Origin of the sequence: Streptococcus mitis (assembly GCF_023110375.1) — a bacterium.
GTDB lineage: Bacteria > Bacillota > Bacilli > Lactobacillales > Streptococcaceae > Streptococcus > Streptococcus mitis_CI.
Map to the genome: position 1 here is coordinate 183,694 of NZ_JALDVV010000001.1, position 25,673 is coordinate 209,366.

General features: G+C 33.4%; 25 protein-coding genes and 2 pseudogenes. 18 read left to right on the top strand and 9 right to left on the bottom strand.

Going from position 1 to position 25,673, the window contains the following annotated elements; genetic code table 11:
• Positions 1-26: 26 nt before the first annotated feature.
• The 3 genes from M1G12_RS00910 to M1G12_RS00920 are packed head-to-tail and all read right to left on the bottom strand — an operon-like array spanning position 27 to position 1,126.
• Positions 27-635, bottom strand: coding sequence for a hypothetical protein (locus tag M1G12_RS00910; protein WP_033680332.1), 609 nt, complete (start codon positions 633-635; stop codon positions 27-29).
• A gap of 1 nt (position 636) precedes the next feature.
• Entirely contained in the window at positions 637-801 is a 165-nt protein-coding gene (locus M1G12_RS00915) for a hypothetical protein (RefSeq protein ID WP_000201399.1), read from the bottom strand.
• A gap of 55 nt (positions 802-856) precedes the next feature.
• On the bottom strand, positions 857-1,126 hold the full coding sequence (locus M1G12_RS00920; protein ID WP_247949234.1) for a hypothetical protein: 270 nt from the start codon (positions 1,124-1,126) through the stop codon (positions 857-859).
• 143 nt (positions 1,127-1,269) lie between these two features.
• Between M1G12_RS00920 and M1G12_RS00925 the strand changes: the two genes are divergently transcribed.
• The 4 genes from M1G12_RS00925 to M1G12_RS00940 all read left to right on the top strand — a co-directional run bounded on the left by M1G12_RS00925 (position 1,270) and on the right by M1G12_RS00940 (position 8,621).
• On the top strand, positions 1,270-1,680 hold the full coding sequence (locus M1G12_RS00925) for a thrombospondin type 3 repeat-containing protein (protein ID WP_247949235.1): 411 nt from the start codon (positions 1,270-1,272) through the stop codon (positions 1,678-1,680).
• Between the two features lie 47 nt (positions 1,681-1,727).
• Positions 1,728-7,952 (top strand): DEAD/DEAH box helicase family protein, encoded by a 6,225-nt coding sequence (locus M1G12_RS00930; protein WP_247949236.1) that lies wholly within the window; start codon positions 1,728-1,730, stop codon positions 7,950-7,952.
• Between the two features lie 74 nt (positions 7,953-8,026).
• A complete protein-coding gene (locus tag M1G12_RS00935; protein WP_247949237.1) occupies positions 8,027-8,311 on the top strand; it encodes a DUF5962 family protein in 285 nt (94 codons plus the stop codon).
• 13 nt (positions 8,312-8,324) lie between these two features.
• Complete coding sequence (locus M1G12_RS00940) at positions 8,325-8,621, top strand: DUF5966 family protein (protein WP_247949238.1); 297 nt, start codon at positions 8,325-8,327, stop codon at positions 8,619-8,621.
• Positions 8,622-8,634: 13 nt separating this feature from the next.
• Here the strand turns inward: M1G12_RS00940 and M1G12_RS00945 are convergent, their stop codons facing one another.
• Positions 8,635-8,832 (bottom strand): hypothetical protein, encoded by a 198-nt coding sequence (locus tag M1G12_RS00945; protein WP_153209491.1) that lies wholly within the window; start codon positions 8,830-8,832, stop codon positions 8,635-8,637.
• 159 nt (positions 8,833-8,991) lie between these two features.
• Here M1G12_RS00945 and M1G12_RS00950 point away from each other — a divergent pair, with 159 nt between their 5' ends.
• The 8 genes and pseudogenes from M1G12_RS00950 to tnpA all read left to right on the top strand — a co-directional run.
• Entirely contained in the window at positions 8,992-9,633 is a 642-nt protein-coding gene (locus tag M1G12_RS00950) for a peptidylprolyl isomerase (protein WP_247949239.1), read from the top strand.
• 9 nt (positions 9,634-9,642) lie between these two features.
• On the top strand, positions 9,643-10,728 hold the full coding sequence (locus M1G12_RS00955) for a toprim domain-containing protein (RefSeq protein WP_247949240.1): 1,086 nt from the start codon (positions 9,643-9,645) through the stop codon (positions 10,726-10,728).
• A gap of 50 nt (positions 10,729-10,778) precedes the next feature.
• Entirely contained in the window at positions 10,779-11,012 is a 234-nt protein-coding gene (locus M1G12_RS00960) for a DUF5965 family protein (RefSeq protein ID WP_247941974.1), read from the top strand.
• Positions 11,009-11,392, top strand: a complete 384-nt coding sequence (locus M1G12_RS00965; RefSeq protein WP_247941975.1) for a DUF5945 family protein — start codon at positions 11,009-11,011, stop codon at positions 11,390-11,392. The genes M1G12_RS00960 and M1G12_RS00965 overlap by 4 nt, the downstream gene beginning before the upstream one ends.
• Positions 11,393-11,429: 37 nt before the next feature.
• Positions 11,430-11,705, top strand: a complete 276-nt coding sequence (locus M1G12_RS00970; protein WP_247933194.1) for a hypothetical protein — start codon at positions 11,430-11,432, stop codon at positions 11,703-11,705.
• A 544-nt stretch (positions 11,706-12,249) separates the two neighbouring features.
• Positions 12,250-12,435: a bacteriocin class II family protein gene (locus tag M1G12_RS00975; protein ID WP_219137295.1), complete on the top strand. Its 186-nt coding sequence runs from the start codon at positions 12,250-12,252 to the stop codon at positions 12,433-12,435.
• A gap of 14 nt (positions 12,436-12,449) precedes the next feature.
• Entirely contained in the window at positions 12,450-12,614 is a 165-nt protein-coding gene (locus M1G12_RS00980) for a Blp family class II bacteriocin (RefSeq protein WP_219137294.1), read from the top strand.
• Positions 12,615-12,959: 345 nt separating this feature from the next.
• A pseudogene (gene tnpA / locus M1G12_RS00985) lies at positions 12,960-13,211 on the top strand (IS200/IS605 family transposase); the annotation flags it as partial.
• 696 nt (positions 13,212-13,907) lie between these two features.
• On the opposite strand, the gene M1G12_RS00990 reads toward tnpA, so the two are convergent.
• Positions 13,908-14,297 (bottom strand): hypothetical protein, encoded by a 390-nt coding sequence (locus M1G12_RS00990; protein ID WP_247949241.1) that lies wholly within the window; start codon positions 14,295-14,297, stop codon positions 13,908-13,910.
• A gap of 200 nt (positions 14,298-14,497) precedes the next feature.
• Here M1G12_RS00990 and M1G12_RS00995 point away from each other — a divergent pair, with 200 nt between their 5' ends.
• The 3 genes from M1G12_RS00995 to M1G12_RS01005 are packed head-to-tail and all read left to right on the top strand — an operon-like array spanning position 14,498 to position 16,917.
• Positions 14,498-14,830 carry a LytTR family transcriptional regulator DNA-binding domain-containing protein gene (locus M1G12_RS00995; protein WP_024057774.1) on the top strand — a complete coding sequence of 111 codons (333 nt, stop codon included), beginning with the start codon at positions 14,498-14,500 and terminating at the stop codon, positions 14,828-14,830.
• A 10-nt stretch (positions 14,831-14,840) separates the two neighbouring features.
• Entirely contained in the window at positions 14,841-15,581 is a 741-nt protein-coding gene (locus M1G12_RS01000) for a response regulator transcription factor (protein ID WP_001019940.1), read from the top strand.
• A gap of 10 nt (positions 15,582-15,591) precedes the next feature.
• Entirely contained in the window at positions 15,592-16,917 is a 1,326-nt protein-coding gene (locus M1G12_RS01005) for a GHKL domain-containing protein (RefSeq protein ID WP_247949242.1), read from the top strand.
• Positions 16,918-17,078: 161 nt separating this feature from the next.
• Here M1G12_RS01005 and M1G12_RS01010 read toward each other — a convergent pair.
• The 3 genes and pseudogenes from M1G12_RS01010 to M1G12_RS01020 all read right to left on the bottom strand — a co-directional run.
• Positions 17,079-17,408 (bottom strand): annotated as a pseudogene (locus tag M1G12_RS01010) (IS5/IS1182 family transposase); the annotation flags it as partial.
• Positions 17,409-17,864: 456 nt separating this feature from the next.
• A complete protein-coding gene (locus tag M1G12_RS01015; protein ID WP_247933196.1) occupies positions 17,865-19,223 on the bottom strand; it encodes a bacteriocin secretion accessory protein in 1,359 nt (452 codons plus the stop codon).
• Between the two features lie 11 nt (positions 19,224-19,234).
• Positions 19,235-21,388 carry a peptide cleavage/export ABC transporter gene (locus M1G12_RS01020; protein WP_247933197.1) on the bottom strand — a complete coding sequence of 718 codons (2,154 nt, stop codon included), beginning with the start codon at positions 21,386-21,388 and terminating at the stop codon, positions 19,235-19,237.
• 305 nt (positions 21,389-21,693) lie between these two features.
• Here M1G12_RS01020 and M1G12_RS01025 point away from each other — a divergent pair, with 305 nt between their 5' ends.
• From M1G12_RS01025 to M1G12_RS01035, 3 genes are all read left to right on the top strand, one after another.
• Positions 21,694-21,867: a Blp family class II bacteriocin gene (locus tag M1G12_RS01025; protein WP_219137287.1), complete on the top strand. Its 174-nt coding sequence runs from the start codon at positions 21,694-21,696 to the stop codon at positions 21,865-21,867.
• A 39-nt stretch (positions 21,868-21,906) separates the two neighbouring features.
• Positions 21,907-22,107, top strand: coding sequence for a bacteriocin BlpI (locus M1G12_RS01030; RefSeq protein WP_219137286.1), 201 nt, complete (start codon positions 21,907-21,909; stop codon positions 22,105-22,107).
• 1,115 nt (positions 22,108-23,222) lie between these two features.
• Positions 23,223-24,305 (top strand): DUF6568 family protein, encoded by a 1,083-nt coding sequence (locus tag M1G12_RS01035; protein WP_219137285.1) that lies wholly within the window; start codon positions 23,223-23,225, stop codon positions 24,303-24,305.
• A 410-nt stretch (positions 24,306-24,715) separates the two neighbouring features.
• On the opposite strand, the gene M1G12_RS01040 is transcribed toward M1G12_RS01035, so the two are convergent.
• Positions 24,716-25,612: a tyrosine-type recombinase/integrase gene (locus tag M1G12_RS01040; protein ID WP_219137284.1), complete on the bottom strand. Its 897-nt coding sequence runs from the start codon at positions 25,610-25,612 to the stop codon at positions 24,716-24,718.
• Positions 25,613-25,673 lie beyond the last annotated feature (61 nt).

The window sequence follows — 25,673 nt, forward strand, 5'->3', positions numbered from 1 at the left end:
TGTCATCAGTTTAGGTGACATGATTCTTATTTTTTATAGAGTGACATATTTAATGCCATAGGCTGATAACTTACTTGATGATCGTCTTTAATCAATTGACTGTAAGCAACAAATCCGAACTGTTCATAAAATTGAATGACTTTAGGATGATTGATACTATCTAAAAATACCATCTGAGTTCCTACAATTGCTCGAAATTCTTCAATTTTTTGAATTACAATTTCAAATAACTCTTGTCCTGATAGTTTATTTAGCTTTGTGTTTTTGCCGAATTGACCGATAAGTAACACAGGGAGATAATCAATATTTTTGGGACTTTTCCCTTTTAGGACGAGTTTCTTTTTTAAGGATTTCTCTAAATCAGAAATATCAACAACTTTGAGAGATAAACTAAAGAATCCTATGATGTTATTTGTTTCAGTTTCTTCAACGATAAAATTACGAGAACGATGTTGTTTTTCAAAATTGGGGGCTTTATCAGATAGATAAGTCAACATCTCTTCATTACCGTTGAAATCAACATTTTCTAAAATGATAGTTTTAAATAGCTCCTGAACTTGTTTCTCAGTTTTATCAGGAGCCAGCACTTGAATATTTTCAAGATATTGCTTAAGTGGTGTTACTTGAATTGTCATCTTACAGATACTTTGAAATGAGTTTATTTTTTGTTGGAGCGGTAGCGTCCTGTGATTCAATAGATTTCAAGACGGCTTGTAGCTTTTTAGATGGTTTATGATTAAGAATTTTTAGAGCATCTTCGTTTGTTAGTTTTATATCACGTGTTAAACTGATTGTAGCCATTTGTTCTACCTCCTGTTTCTACTTAAATTCATTATAGCTTATTTTGAACAAAAGTTCAATCTGAAGATAGTGTATGTTTTTTATAGTGTATAAATCCAAAATAAGTTTTTCTCTTGCGTTTGTAGCTCATATTCGTTAGAATAATGGTGTAGATGAGTGGGAGTGGTCGGCTCATGGTCAATCTGATAGTAATCTTGGACATAAGGGCCAAGCGGTGGCGGACACCAGAACGAAATCCGATAGCAATCTTGGACGTAAGGGCCAAGCGGTGGCAGACACCAGAATAAACCGACTGACTAGGTGGCTTACAGGTTCTGTAAGTCATCTTTTTTACTTTGATAGTAACGTTTTATCATTTTAAGGAGAACGAGGTTTTGGCTCGTTCTCTTTTTTTGTTGTGATACTTCTTTCAAGGAATATTTGGTAGGATTGGAGTGAAAAAAGATTAACTAGGAAAGAAGGAAGTATATGGAAGCCATTTATCAACGTGATTCGGATCAAGATGGACTAACTGATGCTCAAGAATTAGCGCTAGGAACCAATCCTCTTAGTGCAGATTCTGATGGTGATGGTCGTTCAGATTTAGTGGAAGTAGAAGAAGGAACCAATCCCTTAGAAAAGGATTTACAAGACATAGACCAAACAAGTATAACTGAACCATCTTCAGTATTTATGGAAATGAAACAAAAGATTTCAGATATGATGGAGAGTCACTACAAGGAATTTATACAGGCTCTGATTAGTATTGAAACAGGGATTGAAAACCAACAAGACCTAGAAGACTTATATACTTACTACATGAGAACAGATTCTGTTTCTCTTTTGTCTAGTGATTTAGAAACCAGTCCTCAAGAGGTTGAAATGGTGATAGAGTTGTAGGGGAATCATGTGATTCTCCTATTTTCATATAGATGAAAGGAGCGAGTATGGAAGTAATGCAATTATTGGCTATGTTTCGTGGAACAATTCCAAAAGATAGGGAGAAAATGGACCTATTTCTTCGTTATCAAGCGCAACATTTTGATGAGAAATGGCAGGATTTGGTAGAGAGTTTTTTGGCTGAAGAGGGCAAGATAGAAGAGATTCCTCACGTCTATTCTTTTGATCAAGATATTGTTTCTTTCCTAGAGGCTAGTTCTGAAAATAATGACCAAGATTTAGAAAGTTATACAAGAAATTTTGGACAAGCAGGTCTAAGTAAATTATCTCAATTAAGTAGTTGGGAGAAAAACTTGGTGCTAGAAGTCGCAACCTATAACCTTTCCACTCGATTTTACATCCAATCTGAAAAAGAGAAGTTAGAACCATTAAGTGAGCTTGTATTTCATCAGAATCAGGATGTCAATTTAGTCAATGTCTATCGGGTTGCGAATAATCTATCTGACCGTGTTAGTAAAGATATAGAGGAATTTCTTCTAATGGTTGATTCCAAAGAACTAAAAAAAGAGGTTCTTGAGATTCATTTTGAAGAAAAAGAAGGAGATGTTCTAGCCTATTTGGGTTCAGAATTGATGGCTACTTTAGATACTGTTACGGATCTTGTCCATCATGAAGAAAACTACCAACAACTCCCACTGACACAAAAGCTGAAGATTATTACTCATTTTGATGATGTAAAAGCTAGAAGCGAAAAGTCTAATCAAGTAGAGGAAGTTTTATCTCCTTCAAGTGATATTGAACAGGAAACGGAAGAAACGAACTCTTTTTCTAATGTCGATAAAATTGTAGAAGAAGCTTTGAGGGAATATCCAATCGGTTCACAAGTAAGTTATAAAGGACAAGTATTTCAGTTGGTTTCGATTGAAAATGCACAGTTAAATGACTTAGTTCGCCTAGAGTTATTCAATGATTCCAACCAGTTATTTGAAGAGAATCCTATCTTATACTTGAACACTTTGGAAGAGATTGAACAAGTATTGTCTCTCGTAGAACTTGAAAAAGAAGATTCAGAGATTGAGATTGATTCATCAAGTAAAAGTCAGGAAATAGATTTGTTTTCCTACCTGGAAGAAGAAAATGAAAATGAAAAGGATAAGGACAAGGAAACAAAACCTTTAATTTCGGGTATAAAAGAGACGGATGTCCCTGTTCAAGATTTTGTTTTTCCAGATGATTTAGAGGACTTTTATCCTAAGACAAATCGAGAAAAGATTGAAACGAATATCGCCGCAATTGAACTTGTTAAAAGATTAGAAAAAGAGGGACGACAAGCGAATCCAGAAGAACAAGAACTACTAGCCAAGTATGTCGGCTGGGGTGGTCTTGCCAATGAATTTTTCGATGAACTCAATCCAAAGTATGAAACAGAACGTTTAACTCTTAAGAGTTTAGTAAGTAAATCAGAATACTCCACTATGAAACAAAGTTCTCTCACAGCCTATTATACAGACCCAATGATTATTCGCCAGATTTGGCAAAAGTTACTGGATGATGGTTTTGAGGGAGGGAGGATATTAGATCCTTCTATGGGGACTGGGAACTTCTTTGCGGCTATGCCTAGAAGTATACGAGAGAAATCAGAACTCTATGGGGTTGAATTAGACAGTGTGACAGGCGCAATTGCAAAAAAACTCCACCCCAATACCCATATTGAAGTGCGAGGATTTGAAGAAGTTCCCTATCAAAATAATAGTTTTGATTTAGTCTTAACGAATGTTCCATTTGGAAATTTTCGGATTGCAGATAAAAACTATGATAAACCTTATATGATTCATGATTACTTTGTCAAACACTCACTTGATTTAGTAAGAGATGGAGGACAAGTGTCGATTATCTCATCTATCGGGACAATGGATAAGCGGACAGATAATGTCTTACAAGAGATTAAATCCAGCACTCATTTTTTAGGAGGAGTTCGGTTGCCGGATACGGCTTTTAAAACGATTGCAGGTACTCGAGTGACCACAGACCTCCTCTTCTTTCAAAAGGATCAAGCAAAGAATCTTCATGAGGAGGAGCTTGTCTTTAGTGGCTCTATTCCCTTTGAGGAGGATAAGCGTGTCTGGATCAATCCTTATTTTGATGGGAAATACAATACACAAGTTTTGGGTGAATATGAGGTACGTAATTTTAATGGAGGAACTCTCAATGTTAAGGGGGTATCAGAAACATTAGCTACTGACATAATGAAAGCATTCGAGAATGTGGAAGCACCTAAACCAATTGACAATTCTTTGAAAGCACCTGTTTTTATCCAAGAAGAAGTGGATAATTCTATCCCAAGTCGTATACGTGAGGACTTAGCGCTCTATTCTTTTGGATATGAGGGAAATCAAATTTATTACCGAGATACGCATGGCATTCGGAAAAGTTCAAAAGTAGACGAAATTAGTTATTATGTAGACGAGAAGGGAGAGTTTAAAGCTTGGGACAGTTCTTTGTCTGAACATAAAATAGATCGGTTCATGCAACTTCATTTGACAGATGAGGAAGCACTAGATGTATACAAGTCAGAAGAAGCGAGTAAAAGAGGGAAATATAAGGGCTTGTTCAAAAAAACTGTCTTTTATGAAAGTCCCTTATCGGATAAGGATACTAGTCGCATTAAGGGCATGGTTGATTTGAGAGAGACCTATCAATCCTTAATTGAAATTCAACGCCATCAAGATTATAGTCGGACAGATTTTCAGGTATTACTTAGTAAACTCAATCGTGACTATGACCGTTTTGTAAGTCAATTTGGATACTTGAATGCCTCCGTTAACCGGAACTTATTTGATAGTGACGATAAGTATTCCTTACTAGCTAGTTTAGAAGATGAATACATTGATTCTAAAGATCAGAAAGTAAAATATAAAAAATCTTTAGCTTTTGAGAAAGCATTGGTTAGACCAGAGAGAGTGATTGCAAGAGTTTCAACGGCTTTAGATGCCTTAAACTCCAGTTTATCGGATGGTAGAGGGGTTGATTTAGACTATATGGTATCCATTTATCCCGAACATAGCCAAGCTGCTATTTTAGATGAGTTAGGTGACCAGATTTTAATGGATCCAGAAAGCTATTTAAGAGGGGAAAGAAAATATCTTTCTAAGAACCAGTTTTTGTCAGGAGATATTCTCAACAAGATAGAAGTAGTTCAACTATTAGTGGAGGAAAACAATCAAGAATGTGACTGGAACCATGCTTTCGATTTGTTAGAATCTGTTCGCCCTCCAAGGATTCATCTGGCAGATATTGAGTTTAAAATAGGGTCACGTTGGATTCCTCAATCCGTCTATGGTAAATTTGCCTTTGAATGTTTTACCAATCGTGAATTTGAATTGTCTTCGCCTGATGTTGAACAAGTCATTGAAGTGAATCCTGTCGATGGCCAGGTTCATTTAAAGACATCATTTGCTTATCGCTATCCAAGTGCCAAAGACAGTAGTCTTGGAGTTAGTGGGTCACGTTATGATACAGGAAGAAAGATTTTTGAGAATTTACTTAATTCGAACCAACCGACGATTACCATGACTGTTACGGAAGGAGAAAAGAAAAAGACCATCACAGATTTGGAAAAAACCTCTGTTCTAAGAGCAAAAGAGCAGCATTTACAAGAGCTCTTTCAAGAATTTGTCTCACGGTATCCAGAAGTCCAGCAAGTCATTGAGGAAAGCTATAATCGTCTTTATAATCGAACGGTTAGTCGAGAGTATGACGGTAGCCATCTAGTCATTGATGGCTTGGCACAAAACATCAGTCTTCGTCCTCACCAAGAGAATGCCATTCAAAGAATCGTAGAAGAAAAAAGAGCCTTATTAGCTCATGAGGTAGGTTCAGGAAAGACCTTGACCATGCTTGGTGCTGGGTTTAAATTAAAGGAGTTGGGGATGGTTCATAAGCCCTTGTATGTAGTACCTTCTAGTTTGTCTGCTCAATTTGGCCAAGAAATCATGAAATTTTTCCCTACTAAAAAGGTCTTTGTGACCACTAAGAAAGATTTTGTGAAGGCGAGAAGAAAACAATTTGTGTCACGTATTATTACAGGAGATTACGATGCCATTGTCATTGGGGATTCTCAATTTGAAAAAATACCTGTCAGTAAGGAAAGACAGATGAATTATATCGAGGATAAACTCAATGAACTACGAGAGATTAAAACACATTCTGAAAATAAGTATACCGTTAAAGAAGCGGAACAATCAATAAGTGGTCTAGAGAAACAATTGGAAGAACTCCAACGCTTTAATCGTGATAGTTTTATTGATTTTGAGAACTTAGGAATTGATTTTCTCTTTGTGGATGAAGCACATCACTTTAAAAATATTCGTCCAATTACTGGACTTGGGAATGTAGCAGGTATTACCAATACAACTTCTAAGAAGAATGTAGATATGGAAATGAAGGTTCGACAGATTCAGGAAGAACATGATTTTAAAAACATTGTCTTTGCGACAGGAACACCTGTTTCCAATTCTATTAGTGAGTTGTATACTATGATGAACTACATTCAACCAGACATCTTAAAACGCTATCAAGTTGATTATTTTGACTCTTGGGTAGGTGCTTTTGGAGAAATTCAAAACTCTATGGAATTAGCTCCTACAGGGGATAAGTATCAGCCTAAGAAACGATTTAAAAAGTTCGTCAATCTACCTGAGTTGATGAAAATCTATAAAGAAACAGCCGACATTCAAACACAAGATATGTTGGATTTACCTGTTCCAGAAGCTCATATTATCCCTATTGAGAGTGAGTTAACTGAAAACCAGAAACTCTATTTAGAAGAATTGGTTATGAGGTCAGATATGGTCAAATGTGGAACAGTTGATCCGAGCCAGGATAATATGTTAAAGATTACGGGTGAGGCACGGAAACTAGCTATTGATATGCGTTTATTGGACTCTAGCTATAGTCTAGCAGACAATCATAAACTGCTTCAGGTAGTGGATAATGTTGAGAGAATTTATCGTGAAGGAATGGAACATAAGGCTACTCAGATGATTTTTTCAGATATTGGCACACCTAAGAAAAAGGATAATGGCTTTGATGTTTATTCTGAGATTAAGGCTTTATTAGTTGATAGAGGAATCCCTAGTAAGGAAATTGCCTTTGTACATGATGCCAATAGTGATGAAAAGAAGAATAGTTTGTCTCGAAAGGTCAATGCAGGAGAGGTGCGGATTCTCCTTGCCTCAACTGAAAAAGGAGGAACAGGTTTAAATGTTCAGAGCAAGATGAAAGCAGTTCATCACTTGGATGTTCCGTGGAGACCAAGTGACATTCAGCAACGCAATGGACGTATTATCCGACAGGGAAATGAAAACAAGGAAGTGGATATTTACCACTATATTACCAAAGGTTCGTTTGATAATTATCTATGGGCAACTCAGGAGAACAAACTCCGTTATATTAAGCAGATTATGACTTCTAAGGAGCCCATTCGTGCTGCAGAAGATATTGATGAGCAGACCATGACAGCTTCTGATTTTAAGGCATTAGCAACAGGTAATCCTTATCTCAAATATAAGATGGAACTAGAGAATGATCTGACCCTATTAGAAAATCAAAGACGCGCCTTTCAACGCAGCAAGGATCACTATCGTCATACAATCTCTTACTGTGAAGAAAATATGCCCATTCTTGAGAAACGATTAAGCAAGTATGAAGGCGACATTCAACAGTCTGAAATGTCGAAAGACCAGGCATTTTCTATGACGGTAGGTAAGCAAGCTTTTGATCAACGAGCTGAAGCAGGTGAATCCCTACACCGTATTATCCGTCATAATCAAGCTGACAGCAAAGAATTTCGTACCCTAGCAAACTATCGAGGATTTGACATTAAAATGCTTAGTCTTCCAACAAATCAACCTCTTCCTGAAACCTTCTCTGTTAAGATTGTAGGAGAAAATCAGTATTCTGTCAGTTTAGATTTGTATTCTCCTTTGGGGACAATTCAAAGACTTCAGCATACGATTGATCACATTAAAGATGACCAAGTGAAAACTCAGAACTTATTGGATGAATTAAAGGATAAATGGACTACTGCTAAAGTAGAAATTGAGAAAAATTTTCCAAAGGAAGAGGAGTATCAAACTAAAAAGGCCGAATACGATGTACTCGCGCCATTGATTGAAACAGAAACGGATTTAGATATTATTGATCAGGCCTTAAGACAATTCCACGAAAAAGGAAAAGAAAGGCAAGAACAACTTTCTTTTGAATTAGATTAAAAAACAGATATAAATAGCGGACAAGAAAAGAAAAGCGCGGTAAAATAAAGATAGAAAGAAACGAGGTAACGATTATGATGGAAGATACCTATTATCAATTAGAAGAGGCTTTGGTACAGGGATTTCAAACACCTGAAGAATACCATGCCTACAAGGAACTAAAGGAACATTATGAGGAAGTGACAGGCGATTACAGCTTTTCAAAACGAGAACTCACTAGTCAATTGGAAATCGCTCTTCAGAATCATCGAGGTGTGGACTTTGAAGAACATGAAAAAGAGGACTATCTGGAATTGGTTCAAAAACTAGAAGAGTTTGATTCCTATCTTGCCACCCATTATCGTCAATTGATTGACTAGAAAGGAGAAAGTCATGAATGATTTACTCCTTATCCCAGTAATTTTTTTAGCAGTAGGAGGAATTCTCATTCTTTTATGGAGACTCTTTCTTATTGCCAGTGGACTTTTCTTGATTGGTTTTGTTAGTTTTCTTATTTTCGTAGAAGTCTATGGAATTTACCTGTTCTTTACTGAGCCTAGTTTATATTTTGATGATATCAGACAACATGGTTTAACTAGTTTTACGGCTGTGTACCTTTTCATCAATCTGATGTTGGTTCTAGGATTCAGTTGGCGCTTCATTAACTCCATAAATAAGAAAAAAATGTGAACTTTTTAGATAGTCAAAAGACTTTATCTGAATCTAAATTCGGATAAGGTTTTTTATTTGCCTTGATTCTTTCATATACATCATAGCTAAATTGGAGTAATAATTTATGAAAATCATTATCCTCACTATTATTACTTGTATTAATGGCTTGTTTATGTCGTTCAATATGAGAAAGAGCTCTTCTCAAATTTTCTTCTTTTAAATTTTTCATAATTACATTATAAGCTGAAGACAGATAGTTTTGATATTTTTCTCTAAACTGTACGATTTTGCGCCTGAAATGTAGGAATCATCTTTTATTATGGTGTGATAAAATTTACAAGTCCTTTTTGTTATTCTTGACCTAGTTTTTATAGAAAGAAGGTCTAAGATGTTAAATAAACTCAAAACTAAAGCCTTAATTAGTGTTGGAGCAGTAGCCGCAACTAGCTTTATTCTCATGATGGGATATACTGCTGGTCAACACTCGACTGCTAAACAAAGTCGTAAAGAGATTGAATTGGCTGCAGCTAAACTTGTAGAGGACAAACAAGCAGAAGATAAAGCCAGCATTTTGTCATCGGATACTGTAAAAGAATTTTTGACTCAGTACTATACGAAAGAAAAGCTCGGAGAAAATAATACACGTATTCAACCTTATATGACTGAATCGGCTTATTCTCAAGAATTGTCAAGTCAAAATGATGCCATGAACCAAGTGTATAAGGATTATATTTTGGATTATCATTTTGAAAAAGCAGATATCTTTGTCAATCAGACTACGAATCAAGCCATTGCCATGGTCTCTTATAATGTAACCTATGTATCTGATTTAAAGAATGCCAACCAATCAAAGACCAATCAGACAGAAACCAGAACGGTTAAGTTGTCTTATTCGAAACTACCAGGTAAGTTATTGGTCAATCAAGTACAGGTTTGGAAATCTGGGTTAGATGATTTGGATAAGGCTACTCCCAAAACTTTGGAAGAATCCTCATCTGTTCCATCACTGCCAAATACTACAACAAAATGATGATATTGCATGGAAATAGAAGAATGTAAGCAAATTTCAATTCTTGATGTAGCCAATCGTTTGGGGATCTCCTTTAAACAAGTTTCGAGCAGTGTCTATGAACATCCTGAACACGATTCATTCCGGATTTTTTCAACTACCAATACTTTTAAATGGTTTTCAAGAGATATTCAAGGTGATGTCATTGATTTTGTTCGACTTGTTAAGGGAATTTCCTTTAAAGAAGCTCTAGCCTTTCTTTCTGAAGAACCTTTTCAAAAAGAAGCTGTTCAAGAAAAAAGAGAGAGACAATTTTATTACCCTTTAAAGAGAATAGAAGATTCTAACTGCAGTCTGGCCAGATATTACTTAACAAAATGTAGAGGAATCTCAGAAGAAATCATAGAAAAGATGATTCAACAAGGTTTGATAGCACAAGCTAGTTGGAAAACAAATGAAACTGTTGAACCTGTTATTGTTTTTAAAAGCTTTGATCATCGTCACAAACTGCAGGCAGCAAGCTTACAAGGAATATATAAGAATCACTCTCTTCCTAGAAAGAGGTTAAAAACGATTCTAAAAGGAAGCCATGGACATGTTGGAATATCCTTTGACATTGGTAAACCAAATAGACTGGTCTTTTGTGAATCGTTTATCGACTTGATGAGCTATTACGAACTTCATCAACAAAATCTATCTGATGTTCGTTTGGTATCTATGGAAGGATTAAAAAGGTCTGTTGTTGCTTATCAAACTTTACGACTGATAGCTGAAGAAAATCAGAAGTTGGAATTTTTGGATACAGTAATACCTTCAAAGTTATTGCCTTTAATCAATACAATTCGTGATACCACCAGCTATTTTGATAATCATCCAAGTTTATTGACACTTGCGGTAGATTGTGATGGTGCAGGTAAAGATTTTTCGGATAAGTTATCTAAATCAGGATTTCCTGTTTTACTGGATTTCCCTGATAATGAATCTGGGAAAGAAAAAGTAGACTGGAATGATGTCCTTAGAGAAAAGAAATCAGATTTACAATTGATGATCGAGAATGCAAAAGAGACATTGAGGAATCAACCAGTAAGACAAACCTCTCAATGTTTAGAATTGTGATAACAAAATCAAGATGTTTTAGCTAATATTAGAATGAAGGAGGATCGTATATGACCATTATTGAACGCTTAGAAGAAAAGGTCACTAGGCAAGAAAGTAAGGTAGCAAGAGAGACAGAAAAACTCGCTGCTTACAAAGAGCAACTGGAGACAGCGATGTTTGCGACGTTCAAAAGGCGTCAAAGCATTAGTCACATTAGTTTTGAAGAAGCTCTTGACCATGCCTTTGGTAAAGAAAGACAATTCGATGATTCTGAATTTAGAAAGGATGAAATGAGTGAATGACAAAAGATTGGAATTTTAATCAACCATTAGAAAGTAAATCAGAAAATCAAGAAGATCCAGATAAAATTGCGGCCTTATTTGGAAATCATAAAGGAGGTAATGATGTAAATTATGAAGCAGCTTTTCAAAAGCGAAAACAAGCACCTGTGACGGAATCAAATTCTAGTTCTAAACCCAAAGTTACAGAGGTTAGAACAGGAAAAGAAACAGATATCACTACAAGTTATCAGCAACATCTTAAAAGGCTGATTGCGGATAACAATAGCGATATTCAAAGTAGTCAAAAGAAAATTGAAAAGCTACATACGTTGATCGACACAAAGAATCAAGACAATAAGAAATTGCAGTCCATTTATGATGCGATTTCCGAATTACACTAAGCAGTCTTAAAAGGCTGCTTTTTTTGAGAGGTTATAGATGTTTACAAAATTTTTTAAGAAAAACCAAGACAATAGTGATGTATTTAAGAAGCTAATTCATAGACTATCTGATATGTCTGTCCAAGATCTTGAAAAAATAGATCGACTGCTAGATATCATTTTCACTCCAGATCAAGAATCAGAACAACTAAAAACAGAAGCAACTTATAGAGAAGAAACTTTGGACGACACATTAAAGGAAGCTAAGAACCAACTTCATAAGGAACAATTGGAGAAGAATTTAGAGAGATTTAGAAAAGATGGAAGGAAGTGAATCGTTTTATAAAATTTTCTCTGATAAGGGTATAAGGATAGAGCAACTGGAGTTGGTCGAAAGACTGGAATTATCTGATAGCGACAAGTGTACTAATACCAATTACAACTAGTAGAGGGAGAAGATGGAAAAAATGATAAAAATCGTACTGATTTTAATAGCTGTTGGATCTATTTGTTTCTTTCTTTACCATTTTACGAAAATAGAACTATTTGTGACAGACTTTCAGAGGAATAGCCGGGTTACTTTCACTATTTTCTTTGTGGGAGTGAATGGTTGTCTTATTTTTAATTTTATCATACACCTGGTTATATGTTTTAAACGCAATTTAGTATAAGACATGCTATATTGATACTAGTATGGACAGGGGCTTATCCTTAAGAGGTGCATTAATTATCTTAAGCGGTTTGTAAATCTATAAAAAAGACATTTCATGATGTAATTCATACCTTTTGATATTTTTAATTATAATCTTTTATGGTCGTGATATACTAAAGATGTCAAGTTGCAACAGACAAATAAAAGATATGAGGAGGTATTCATCATGAATACACAAACAATTTCACAATTTGAACCTTTGGATACTGAGTTACTTGCCACTGTTGAAGGTGGAAAGAATGAGTGGGCATGTATTTTGTCAGTTGCTGCACTAGGAACTGCGGGAACTATTTATGGCTCTCCTTTAGCTGGTGCTGCTATGGCTGGAATGGCAGCAAGAGTATATTGTTAGTTTAGGAGAAACTTATGAAAAACTATATAAATTTGTCAGAAGAAGAACTTTCTGTTGTTGAAGGTGGAGCCTCAGCTAAGTGTATCTTGGGGACAGCTGCTACATTTTATTTAGCTTCGGGACTGAATCCTGCTGCACTAATTGCTACTGGTATAATTGCTGCAGCAAGTTTTTGCTAGAGATATGAAAAAGATGTTTCCGTTCAATTTTTTGATTTTAGTAAACGGAGTATCTCTAATATATCATTCAGTTAATTTGTTAGAGTTTGGTATTTTTTCAATTTGTTTATTGACTATAGTGATGAATTATGTCTCACGAAAGAAATAGATTGTAGGCCATTCCATTTGAACACTAGCTTTAGCTGGTGTTTTTTATTATGTGACTTTCAGTTCGTCTCGCTCTGTTAGGTGTGAGACAAATAAACCACCTGCTATGCGGGTGTGCGTCGAAGGTTATACCAAAAAAACTCCGAACGCGATACAATAAAGGTGTTCAAGCCAATTGTAAAGCGAAAGGAGAAAAATATGGCACAAAAGGCTCATAGTTTATCGCACACAAAGTGGCACTGTAAGTATCACATTGTGTTCACCCCTAAGTATAAACGAAAAATCATCTATAATCAATATCGAAGTAGTTTAGACGAAATATTTCATCGCTTGTGTAGTTATAAAGGAGTTGAAATTATCGATGGTCACTTAATGCTAGAACATGTACATATGTTAGCAAGTATTCCACCTAGGATAAGTGTTTCGAGTTTCATGGGTTATTTAAAAGGTTGTAACAGTTGGTCCAATCACAGCTAGAATAGTGGCAGCACAGATTTCATTCACACTGGGAATAAAATCTGTAACTGGCAGTTGATATGCTTGGTTTATCACAAATGAAGCGGAGATGAATACATAATTGATAAAACCATTCTTCCTATTGGTAGACATTTAGTGGTCATATTTGTGTTGACAATAGGGTTTAGTAGTATTAAATTTACGAAAAGAAGTATAAATCATAAGGCTGAATAGTTGGTTAAAAGTGGTCTTTTAATCAAGATGAGTTACGGCGACAAAAAAGAAGGCTAGGTATTAATAGCAAACTGTAACTAGGGTATTCACGAGGATAGCAGAACAATTTCTACAATTTCCTTTATACGAGAGACTACTATGAATAAAGAAATTTCAGAACTAAATTGTTATATGTGAGCGAGTGAACTAATTCGTAAATTCTCCGATGACAGCAGGAATATCCCCAAACATAGGTAGGTAACGAACGTCAGCATTAAAAAAATAGCATACGTTCTAATTAATCTCAATAATTCAGACTCAGAATACAGAAGACTGGTAAAATATCAGTACTCTAAAACGGGCATAACGCCTGCTATCAAACTGTAGTAAGAAATCGAAGTAAATCAAAATTCTATGATGAAATGGATGGATGATTACGAATATAAAGTTATAAGACTGAGAATTTATTCAAGACACTTAATCATTCTCATCCTTCTTCAATTCATAGAGCTCTTCCAAGTAAAAATGAATTTTTTCTTTAATATATTTTAATGATTTGTTATTAGTTATGTCTATAACACCAAACACACTAAAGTGGTTTCTATAAAGCTCATCATAATCAATCTGACTGCCTATGATGATAACTTCTGATTTTTTTGAACTAAATTGGATAGATTTTAAATAGAGTTTCATTTTTTTAGATGTTAGAGACCCTGATTTTATGATAAAATAAGTAGAAGATTTATATTTGTAGTTAATCTTATGTCCTTGTAAAATTTTTGTATTCTTTTTAAAGAAATAATATTTTAAATACAGAGATAAAATATAGCCAAATAAAGAGTAGTGTAAAATTTGAATTGTCTTCATAGCTTTCCTTTCATTTGATATTAGTTTATCAAATGAAGATAGATTAGTATTATTGAGTTACTAAAAAGTATCTATTTTATCATGAAATGTCTAAATTAAGAAAATTTCTACCATTTGAGATAGTATAGAAACCATTTGAGATTTTTATAATTTAATTTCCATCATTCTGATAAGATTAAACTGATAGAAGGAGGCTAAATATGAAAGACTACATTTTATATCAAGATAGAGCTATAGTAAAGGTACCACTCTCTAAAATTTATTATGTTACAACTCACCCAACAAAAGCTCATGCTGTTCTTTTTGTAACAGCCGAAGGGAATTTTGAAGCTTCAACCTCACTAGCTAAAATTGAAGAGGAAAGTTCAGAAGAACTTATTAGATGCCATAGAAAATTTCTTGTGAATAAACATAAAATAGCAGGATTTAATCATGAGACAAGAACGATTATGTTTATGGATGATAGAGTATCAGACATCGCTTGTTCTAGAAGACACTTTACAATATTAAAAAATCAGTGGAAAAATATATAGGAGTGAAGTAGTGAATATTTTTATACTAGAAGATAATTTTTTACAACAGACTAGAATTGAAAATATTGTCAAAAAAATTTTGGTGGATAATAAGATTGAGTATAGGCATTTTGAGGTTTATGGAAAACCTCAACAGCTTTTAGAGGACATTTCAGAGAGAGGAAATCATCAATTATTTTTACTTGATATCGAAATAAAAGATGATGACAAAAGAGGATTAGACGTTGCTAGAGAAATTAGAAAACTTGATTCTCAAGCAGTGATTGCTTTTGTAACATCACATTCTGAGTTTATGCCTGTATCTTTTGAATATTTAGTATCAGCTATTGATTTCATTGATAAAGAATTACCTGAACCATTATTTATCAAACGAATTGAAAATGTTATTTCAAGTGTTAGCGATAATCAAAGAAGAACAGTATCTGAGGACTCTTTTATATTTACAGGATCCAAAGCTCAAATTCAAGTCCCTTTTAAAGATTTATTGTATATTGAAACATCAACAATTGCTCATAAGTTGACTCTCTATTCCAAACGAGACATAGTTGAATTTTATGGACAATTGTCAGATATTCTTAAACAGGAACCACGTTTATTTCAATGTCATAGATCATTTATCGTAAATCCTTATAATATATCTTTAATTGATAAAGAAAATCGGTTAGTTCATTTTCAGAACGGGTCCTCTTGTATTGTCTCTAGATTAAAAATTCGTCCACTTATGAAAGCTATCGAAAGACTTCATGACTAAGGAGATTTAGATGATATTTTTACTAGATATTATAGGTGTTTTTCTATTATTATGTATCCATTCTAAGGTTGTAGATGAGAGATTAAACCTAAAAAAAGTAGTAGTATCCATTATTCTGTACTATCTTTCAACATTACTATTTATTGTTGTATTTGAATCAACTGCATTTTATTCTTTTGGGTCATTATTAATATATCCTACCTTTTTTATCCTATATACTTTGTCTATTGGTAAATTAAGAAATAAGGTCTCTTTATTACTTTTTTACTCATTATTTCCACTTGGATTTTGGGATGTCATCAAAAATTTTTTAGGTTTCTTTGTAATTTATAACATTCCAATATTGAATAGACTATATGAAACTAATCTAGGAATAATGATTTTCTCTTTATTAGCTGAAATTATTGTGTTTTTTCTTATTAGTCTCTTTCAATATAATTTTAGTCATTTAAAAATAAAGAACTTGGATAGAAAAACAAAATTTATCTTAATTACTGCGGATATTTTAATGCTTACTTATTTTATCTTACCGCCTTATATGAACTACATTGATAAAATAAGCCAGGATAGAATGTTAGATTATAAAGAATTATTGACAGCAGTTTACTTTTTATTGTTTATTTGTTTTATTAATCTCTTGGATAGAAAATTACTTCAAGAATTACAGGAGCAAGTTGTTTTACAAAAAGAAATTCAATTGCAAAATCTTAGCAATTATAGTCAACAAGTTGAAGGGCTGTATCAAGAAATTAGAAGCTTTAGACATGATTATGTTAATATTTTGTCAAGCTTAAAAATAGGTATAGATCAAAAAGATATTAATCTAGTTTCTCAAGTTTATGATAGTGTTTTAAAAAATTCTGGTGAAAAATTAAAAGGTAAGCGTTTTGACGTAGCACAACTAAGAAATATCAATGATTTGGCGCTAAAGAGTTTACTATTATCTAAGTTATCGGAGGCCCAAAACTTATCTGTTCCAGTTTCCCTGGAGATTAGTGAACAGTTCTCTATAAAAAATATGGAACAAATTGACTTCTTAACAATTACTTCTATCTTGTTAGATAATGCTATAGAGTCCGCAGCAGAAGGAGGAATAGCAGTTTGTTTTCTTGAGGATACAGAATGGAATAAATTAGTCATGATTGTTAAAAATTCTACTTTAGAAAGAGAGATCGAACTGAGAGATATATTCAAGCGTGACAATTCTTCAAAAGGAGTAGGACGGGGTATAGGATTGGCCAATGTTCGAAGAATCTTAAAATCTTATCCAAATGTATGTTTGAAAACTACAAGTAAAAATTATGTCTTTACACAGATTTTGGAAATAGAACTTTAAAAGAGCTATCATTCTTAGGATATTCTATTGAATATTTTAAGGAGGGGCTCTTTTGTTATAGCTTTATAGACATTTAAATGTGAAATAGTTCTAGTTTAAAAATTAGATTTTTAAACATATTTTCTATATAAAAAGTTTCACAATAATATTATATACTTCTATATGAAATTTATAATACGTTTTAATTTATCAGTATTATTAATTGTTTTATAGTTAACATAGGTATCTTGGTTAAACAATTTCATGGGGATCACTTCCTCATTTACTTGAACGATTTTATGTTCGGAGAACACTTGACGAAAATAAGCGTACAATGTTATCTTCATGAGCATAGTTGGATGAAAGGCAGTATAAGAGGTCTCTTCCAGTAACACTTAGTTAGGGATACTGTCTATAAAGAGGATGATCATTCTCGATTCGTGAGTTGTTGGAATATCGTAGGCAAGATTTACTTCTAAACTTAATTGATTTGTGTTATAATCTTTATACATTGTAATGGATTTATAATTGTTTTTTCTTATTTTAATTATAAATCATGATATCAAAAAAAACGAGCATTTCCGCAATTCAGAAATGCTCGTTTTTTTGATAGTTAGAAGTGGTTTTTGCCCAGCTTCACTAACTAGTTCTCACGACAGATGCTAGCTGATAAAAAACTACTACAGTTGACAAATAGTCAATTATGTTTAATGTTTTTTTGTCTATAATTAAAGGTTTGACTAGTTAAGAAATCGAGAATATCTGTGCTTGTTAAGCATAAGATTATCAAAATTCTTCCAGAGGTTTCCTCCATAAATCTTTAACAGATCTTCAGAACTTATTGTTGGAAACTTTTTTAGAGATAATTGTTTTTTGTCCATTTTTTAGAACTCCTTCGTTTATATCCTAATTATAAATAAAATATTTTGAAAATCCCAAAAGGTACCTATATGATTATAAAGTGTTATCTATAAGTTATTGAGGATTTTATCTTTATAGTAATCAAAGTAAGTTTTTTTAGCAATGATACTCGTTACTTGGCCTTGTAAACCATATTGTATGATGTTACTGTCTTTATCTGGTATTTGAGCTAGTGCAGTCACTTTAAAAAGATTTCCTTGTTCAGTTTTTGTTGCTGTTCTATCAATAGAATTTATTTTCCCAATTATTGTGGTGCTTTGATTTCCGATTTTTTCTAGTTTAAGACGTGCGACCTGATCTTCTTTAAGTAAAGGGACATACTCAGAAGTGACATAGTAAGTGATAAGTACCTCTTTAGTTTCTTGAATAATGGGGTAAATTTGGGCGATTTCACTACCGTTTGGAATTAGAGTTTTTCCATCAAATTCATTATTTAAATGAATGATTCCTGTACCTGGGGCTTTAATAGTGTTGTGTTCAAAGTTAACATTTGCTTGACCAAGTTGAGCTGTCAGCTCTGTGATTTGTGTTTCAACAGTTGTCAGCTGTTGAGATGCCGATTGTAGAAATTGGGTTCGTAGGACTTCTACTTTGGTTCCTAAACTACTATCGTAAGTCGCAACACTTCCTGTACCTGCTCGTTGAATATTAAGACTAGCGATAGAGGATTTTAGACTTGAGATACTCTGATTAATTTGAGAAAGATATTGATCAGCTAATCCTTGCTGAGATTGTTGCTGGGATTGGACTAAGTAGGAATTTAAAGTAGCTTTGTGTGGATTGCTAGCCGACAAACTCGAACTTTTATTAGTGATAGCTTGACTAAGTTCCTCATACTCTGCTATTTGTTTGTAGATATTATTGATTTGTTTCTCTATAGCAGTGGCGGTATTTCCTGCTAAAGCTAGTTGATTATTAACCTCTGCATTGGTTTTAGAGATGCCTAACTCTATATCTTGAGATTGTGTGATAAAGTTGTTAAAGGTATTAATATAACCGAACTCATCTTCTCCTGTAAAGAGGTTATTTCCTTGTGACAGACTTGCTTTGAGAGTCTCGATTGCAGTTTTTTGCCGATTTAGGGTAGCTAGCTGTGTTTCAAGAGCTTGTTTTTGGGATTTCTCCATTGTTTCAGCGTATTTGATAACGACGTCATCTTTTTTGACCGATTGGTTATTGGACAGATTATTAGTTGTTATGGTGTTATTGCTAGTTGATTGGATTGAAGCGATGACTTGAGTTGGTGTAATCTCTCCTCTCGATGTGACGGTGACTTCTTTTTGGGCAAATAGAGAGAAGATAAGCAAGAAACTTAGTAATAGGACTAATGGTACAATTAAGAGTGTCGCAAAATTATGGTAGCGGCGCTGATAAAATTCTGCACTTTTAAATAGCTTTGGGTTCATGATAAGTCTCCTTATTTGCTAAATAAATGATGATAGAAACCTTGTTTGCTCATCAATTCTTGATGAGAGCCAGTCTCTATAACTTTCCCTTGGTTAAGGACAATGACTTGGTTAGTTCGTTCAGATATACTAAGACGATGGGCAACAAAGATGATGGTCTTGTCAGTCATGGCCATCAAATTTTCAATAACCTTTTTTTCAGTTAAAACATCAAGTCCGCTAGTTGCTTCATCAAGAATAAGTACAGGAGCTTTAGTCAGTAATGCTCTAGCCAAAGCAATCCGTTGTTTTTGACCACCTGATAATCCAGCTCCATCTGATAGTTCTGTTTGGTATCCCATAGGCATTTGTTCGATGTCTTGGCGAATTTCTGCTATCTCACAGGCTTTGATAATATCTTCTTGACTAATCATTTGATTAGCTCCCAAGGTTAGGTTTTCTAAGATTGATCCACTAAAAATATAAGCTTGTTGAGGTAGGTAGTTGATGTGTTGTCGAAGAACCTTTTTATCAATCATTTTGAGATCATTGTTGTTAATAGTGATTCGTCCCTTGTAAGGTTCAAAAAAGTTGACAATCATTTTAGCCAAGGTCGTTTTCCCTGATCCGCTAATTCCCACTATACTGACCTTATCACCTTGTTTGATAGATAGATTTATGTTATTTAGGGTGTCGCGTCCAAAACCATATTTATATGAAATGTCTTCAAAACAAATATCACCAGCCAGAAACGGTGAATCAGTTAAGGTCTGAGTATTTTTGAACTCAGATTCGACTAAGTAAACTTCATTAAGACGGTTGTTGGCTACCTTTGCAGACTGAAGTTTTGTTTGGAGGTTGATGATATTTTCCAAGGGATTAGTAAAGTAAGATAAGAGTGTGTTAAACGTAATCAATTGTCCAACGGAAATTTTACCTGTCATAACTATCTGAGCACCAAACCACAAAATAACAATATTCAGTATGAGTTGAGCTCCCTGTTTAAGGCTGCTCTGTAGGATAGAATATTTACTGAGTTTGAAAGATTTGTCCAAATAATCCACGAATTCGCTATCAATCTTTTGGTATCGAATTTCTTCACTAGTTAGGGATTTGATGGTTTCTACACCATTGATATCTTCAATAATAGCAGAGCTTACCATGGAATTGCTCTGCATTACATCGTTATTCATCTTTTCAAAGGGCTTCATAAAAGCAAAAATAATGATGATGTAAATAGGAACTGATATTAGTGAGAGAAGGAAGAGGTTGGTGTTTTGTACCAAAAGTACACTACCAATAATGAACAATATAGAGACATCAAGGAAGAGTGACAAAATCGTCGAAGCGAGAGCGTCAATGATTGAATTGGCATCTGTAAAACGAGAGATGACCTCACCGGTTCGCCGTGTCGCAAAGAAGGACATAGGAAGTTCAAAGATGTGGCGAATATAGGAGAGAATCACATCAATACTTAATCGCTGACTAAGTACGGTCAAGAGGTAATCTCGTGAGAAACTCATCATCTGTTGAAGTATATAGGTGATAATCAGTCCAATGGAGATAATGCCAAGAGTTGATTTCATCTGATTAGGAATATATTCATCTAAAATTCCTTGAAGATAGTATGAGCCACCAATATTGATAAGAGTCACCAAGAGACTAGCTAAAATGATATAAAAAATAAGTGAGCGTTGCTTGAAAATTAAGGGGAGAAAGCTCATCAAACCATTTTTTTTATCCTTATGAGGTTTATAGCTGGGAGATGGAGCCAGAAAGATAGCTACACCTGTCCATTCGGAAGCAAATCTCTCTTTGGTCATTTTTGTTACTTTGACAGTAGGATCAGGATCACCAATGATAAGATATTTTTTTATATTTTGATAGACAACGTAGTAGTGTTGTAGTTTGCCCTCTTTATTAACATGAACGATAAATGGATAAGGTAAGTCTTCCGTTTCAAAGAGGCTCATATCCGCTTGGATAGCTCTTGTTTCAAAATTCATTTCTTTGGCTGCTTTGACGATACCAAGAGCAGTCGTTCCTTCTTTATTTGTTTTAGCTAGTTCTCGCAAATGAGCTAAGGAATAGTCAGAACCATAAAACTTTGCAATAGACGCTAAAGCGGCGACTCCACAGTCCCTAGCGTCGATTTGAGGGATAAAGGTTCGTTTGTAAGATGTCATTTGTTAAATCCTTTCTTTTTATTTACAAGACTATTATGACAAAAAATAGGTAGAAAAAGTGATTAAATCTTAAATGGAGCATATAATATCTTGAGTGGTATTTTTGGGTTTGAAAATTAGTTAACACCATTTTGTTAACAGCATATTTTTAATCATAAATGGTTACAAATTATGAAAAAATACGTTTCGTGATGAAAATCGTACATTTAAAGACTTTACGGTAAAACTCTCTTTTGTTCTGCTATACTGAACTTGTCAGGGTTACAATCTGACAAAAAATATCTATTATATAGGAGGTATTCATTATGAATACAATGGTGAAACAATTTGAAGTAATGGATGAAGTAATGCTATCCAATATTGAAGGTGGAGTTTCATGCTTTGAAGGTATTGTTGGTATAGGAGGTCTTGGTGCTGTAGCAGGACCTTGGGGAGTACTTGGAGGAGTGTTAGTAGGAGTTGCAAGTTTTTGCATGTAATAATTTTTAGCTAAAACAAAATTTTAAGGAATTATAATTATGACATTTGATATTTTAGAAAAATTTGATACAGTTGATACGAGCGAACTAACTATCATTAATGGTGGTTTAGATGCTGCACGATGTATTGTTGGTACACTGGGTTCTACTATTTTGGGTGGTGCTGGTTTTGGACCTGGTGGAGCTATTGTAGGATTTCTTGGTGGAACTGGAGCTTTTTGCTACGATACAGTTAGTTGAGGCATAAATGAAGCGTTGTTTTATATTTGCAATTAGTTTTATAATGACGACTATAGTCCTAAACATTTTATTCGGATCAAATACTATTATTCATAAATTTATTGCTGTAATAGGTATTATGATGTATTACAGAGGTGTTTTTAGAGAGTATAAAAGATATTAAAATCATTTCAAATTTGTTAAATTTCATAATCTTAATTTAACTCATTTGTACAATATAATAATCAAATAGGCTGGGAAAAGTCTTTAAAATCAGAAAAACGCATATTATCAGGTATTGAATGAACAACCTTGATATTATGCGTTTTATTGTAGTGAGATTCACACTATTTTTCCTAAAAATGAGTTTTTGACTAGCCTAATTATTTGGGTACGATGAGAAGGTCAAGTATCTCATCTGAGGTGTAAGTTCTCCGTGAGAACCCGCACCCGCTACTGGTGGGCTAAATAGTTACTCGTAAGCAGGATAATCATGAGGTAGTAGGAAGAGGAAGGGATAGTAAGTCATGTATAGTAGATGAGGGATTTCAGAACTCTAAAGTTCAAATAGGTATATGTAAATCACGAGAGTAATGAGGAAAGATGTACAACTTATATATTGAGGTGAGATTCTGATGATAGCTGAAAGCATAGTTAACAACGAATCATGAGAAGTCAGTCAATCCTATAGTAGTCAGGATGATTCTATAATGGAAGAGGAGCGAAAGGGTACACAATTGAAAGTAGAATTGTCTGTTTTTATTATTTGTTTGGTAGGATGGTAGTATGAAAACATAAATGGTGGTTATTGTTCATAAAATATAGGAAATCCGAATAAAACGCTTATGTAGCCTGAGAGAGGAGGTAGTTAAGAAATCTTTTTAAAAATAAATATGATTGTGTTAATCATTATTTTGAAAGTAAATGATGTTTCTATTCTGCAGAGCGAAAAATATCATAATCAGTATTTTTACAATTAAATATATTCCAGATTAAGATAATTATAATTTTTTGATAAATGAATATTATATAGTAAAATACCATTTCGGTATAATATAGCTACCTTTTAGGATTTGCTTGAAAATTTAATTTAAAAATGTGTAAAATAAAATTATCAATAAAAAAGGAGCCACATTATGAAGAAATATTTATTACAATCATTATTAGTTAGTACTGCAGTATTAGTCACCATTAGTCCGAATCTTGTTTTAGCTGAAAGTGCTGAAACAAAATTTTCTGATACAGTGCCATCAACTTTAAATTTAGCACCAGCTGTAATAGAAACTAGTAACGAATCTTTACTTGAACAAAAATCTACCGATAGTGAAAATGTTCAGCAATCGACGAAGGAAATTACTAAGAAAGAAACTGATGACGTGAACTCAGTAACATCTGAAGAATACGCTTCAAATGTGTCTGATTTTAATAAAATTAGTATTGCTGAAGTTCGTCAGATATTCACTTCAGAAGATTCGGAACATACTTTATATTTTGGAAGAGGGTCATGTTATCATTGTCGTGAATTTTCTGGAGTATTGAAAGAGTTTAATATGCTGATTGATAAAAAGTTAGAATATTACGATATAGATGGTGCTGATTTTGATGATTCTGCTAAAGAGTTCATTTTTAAAACAATCGGTATTCCTGGAACGCCAACAATTATTTATTTTAAAAATGGTAAAACTATTTCTGGTTGGGTTGGTGGAGGAATAACTGCACAACAACTTTACGATTATCTCTATTTTGGAAAAACTGATGAGAAGCCGAAAAGAGAATTTGAAAATGATAATAAAAATATTATAAATCCAGAAAATTCAATGCAAACTATGGATATTAAAGAGGATACAGTCAAAATTAAAACAATTGCAAATCAAATCCCTAAAGATATTCCACTCTCTGACGAAAATTTACAGAAAAAGATTTTAGTTAAATCACAAGATACTTTTGGAAAGACTATTGAAAATATAGAGGATAATTCTAAAGATAGTGTAGTTGCTGTTAAAAATCAGGAGAATCCTGAACTACTTTACAGTAAATTTAATGAATATAAATCAGATTTTATAGCATCAACTAATTTTAAAAAAATAGAATCGGAAGTAAAAAATTTACCCCAAACAGGAGAAGAACAATCGATTAACTTTGTTCGTTTAGGAATCGCCTTATTTATTACTGGAATTTTTATAATAAGTAGTCATTTAAATACTAAAAATAAAGTATAAAATCATAAGAGTATAGTAATCTACTGGGAATAGATCATATTAGATATTTATGAGAAACAATGTAGATAATCTTTTTACCAAATTTTCAAAATAAAAATAAGTAAATAAATTGAGAAATTTACCTAAGTAGGAAATAAATTTCTCAATTTATTTTATTGTGGGAGGATTTTATTCGATTTTACAGTAATTAAGTTCATTTATCAATCTCTTTTTATTATATTTAAGAATATTTGAAGACAGTATTTTAGAAAACAATTATGGAGTTCTTAATACAGAATATATTATAAATGCTGATTCAAAGTGAAGTTTTATATGTTTTTTGATTTTGTTGAGCATAAAATCTATTAACTAAAGTCGAACTACAAAAATTAATTTTAGATGAACTAAACTGTAGGCTTTGGAAAGTTCTCTTATTCGATTTCAGAATGAAACGCTGATACAGGATTAAAAGAACTAAGTATTTCTTTTTGTTTTGAATGAGATACGTGAGTATAGATTTGTGTGATTGATATAGAACTGTGTCCAAGAATTTGTTGAATATATCGAATATCTACATCACTATCTAGAAGCATTGTCGCAAAGCTATGTCTAAACATATGCGGTGTAATAGTTCTAGAAAAGTTATTTTGTTCAACGATTCTCTTTATTACTAAACGTACACTTTGCTCTGACAATGGTTTAAGTGAATGTTTCCCTGGGAACAAGAAATCATTGGATTCATTTCTTGTTTTATTTATATATGTTTCTAATAAATTGAATGTTTTTTGATCTCCTAAAAATAGGATACGTTCTTTCTTACCCTTTCCTATAATATGGAGTGTCTTATTGGACAGATTAATGTCTTTGAGATGAATGTGGCAAAGTTCAGAAATTCTGATGCCTGTTGAAAGTAAAAGTGAAATAATTAGTAGATTTCTTTCAGCGTGTTGTTTTTGATAGTCAGTTTTAGATACAATTACTTTCCGTTCTAAATATATAAAAATGCTTTTCAGAATGTCATACGGAATCGTTTTAGGCAATACTTTTTCAGTTCTAAATTGAAAGCGCAATTGATTGAAGGGATTCTCTTCAATTATGTTCTGGTATTTTAGATAGTTATAAAACACCTTCATACAAGCAATTTTTCTTCTTAATGTATTCGTTTTTATGTTAGATCGTGTCAACTGTTCTATATAGGATTCGACATTATCATAGTCTGAGTTATAAAATTGCATAAGATCATTCTTATAAGCGCGAATCGTGTGCGAACTCAAACGCTTATGAGTTTTGCAATAATCTAAGTAAGTAGAAATAAGTTTATAATCCATAAAAATCTCCTTTATCAATAATCATGCTATTATAAACCTATTTAGGTGCTTTGTATAGCGA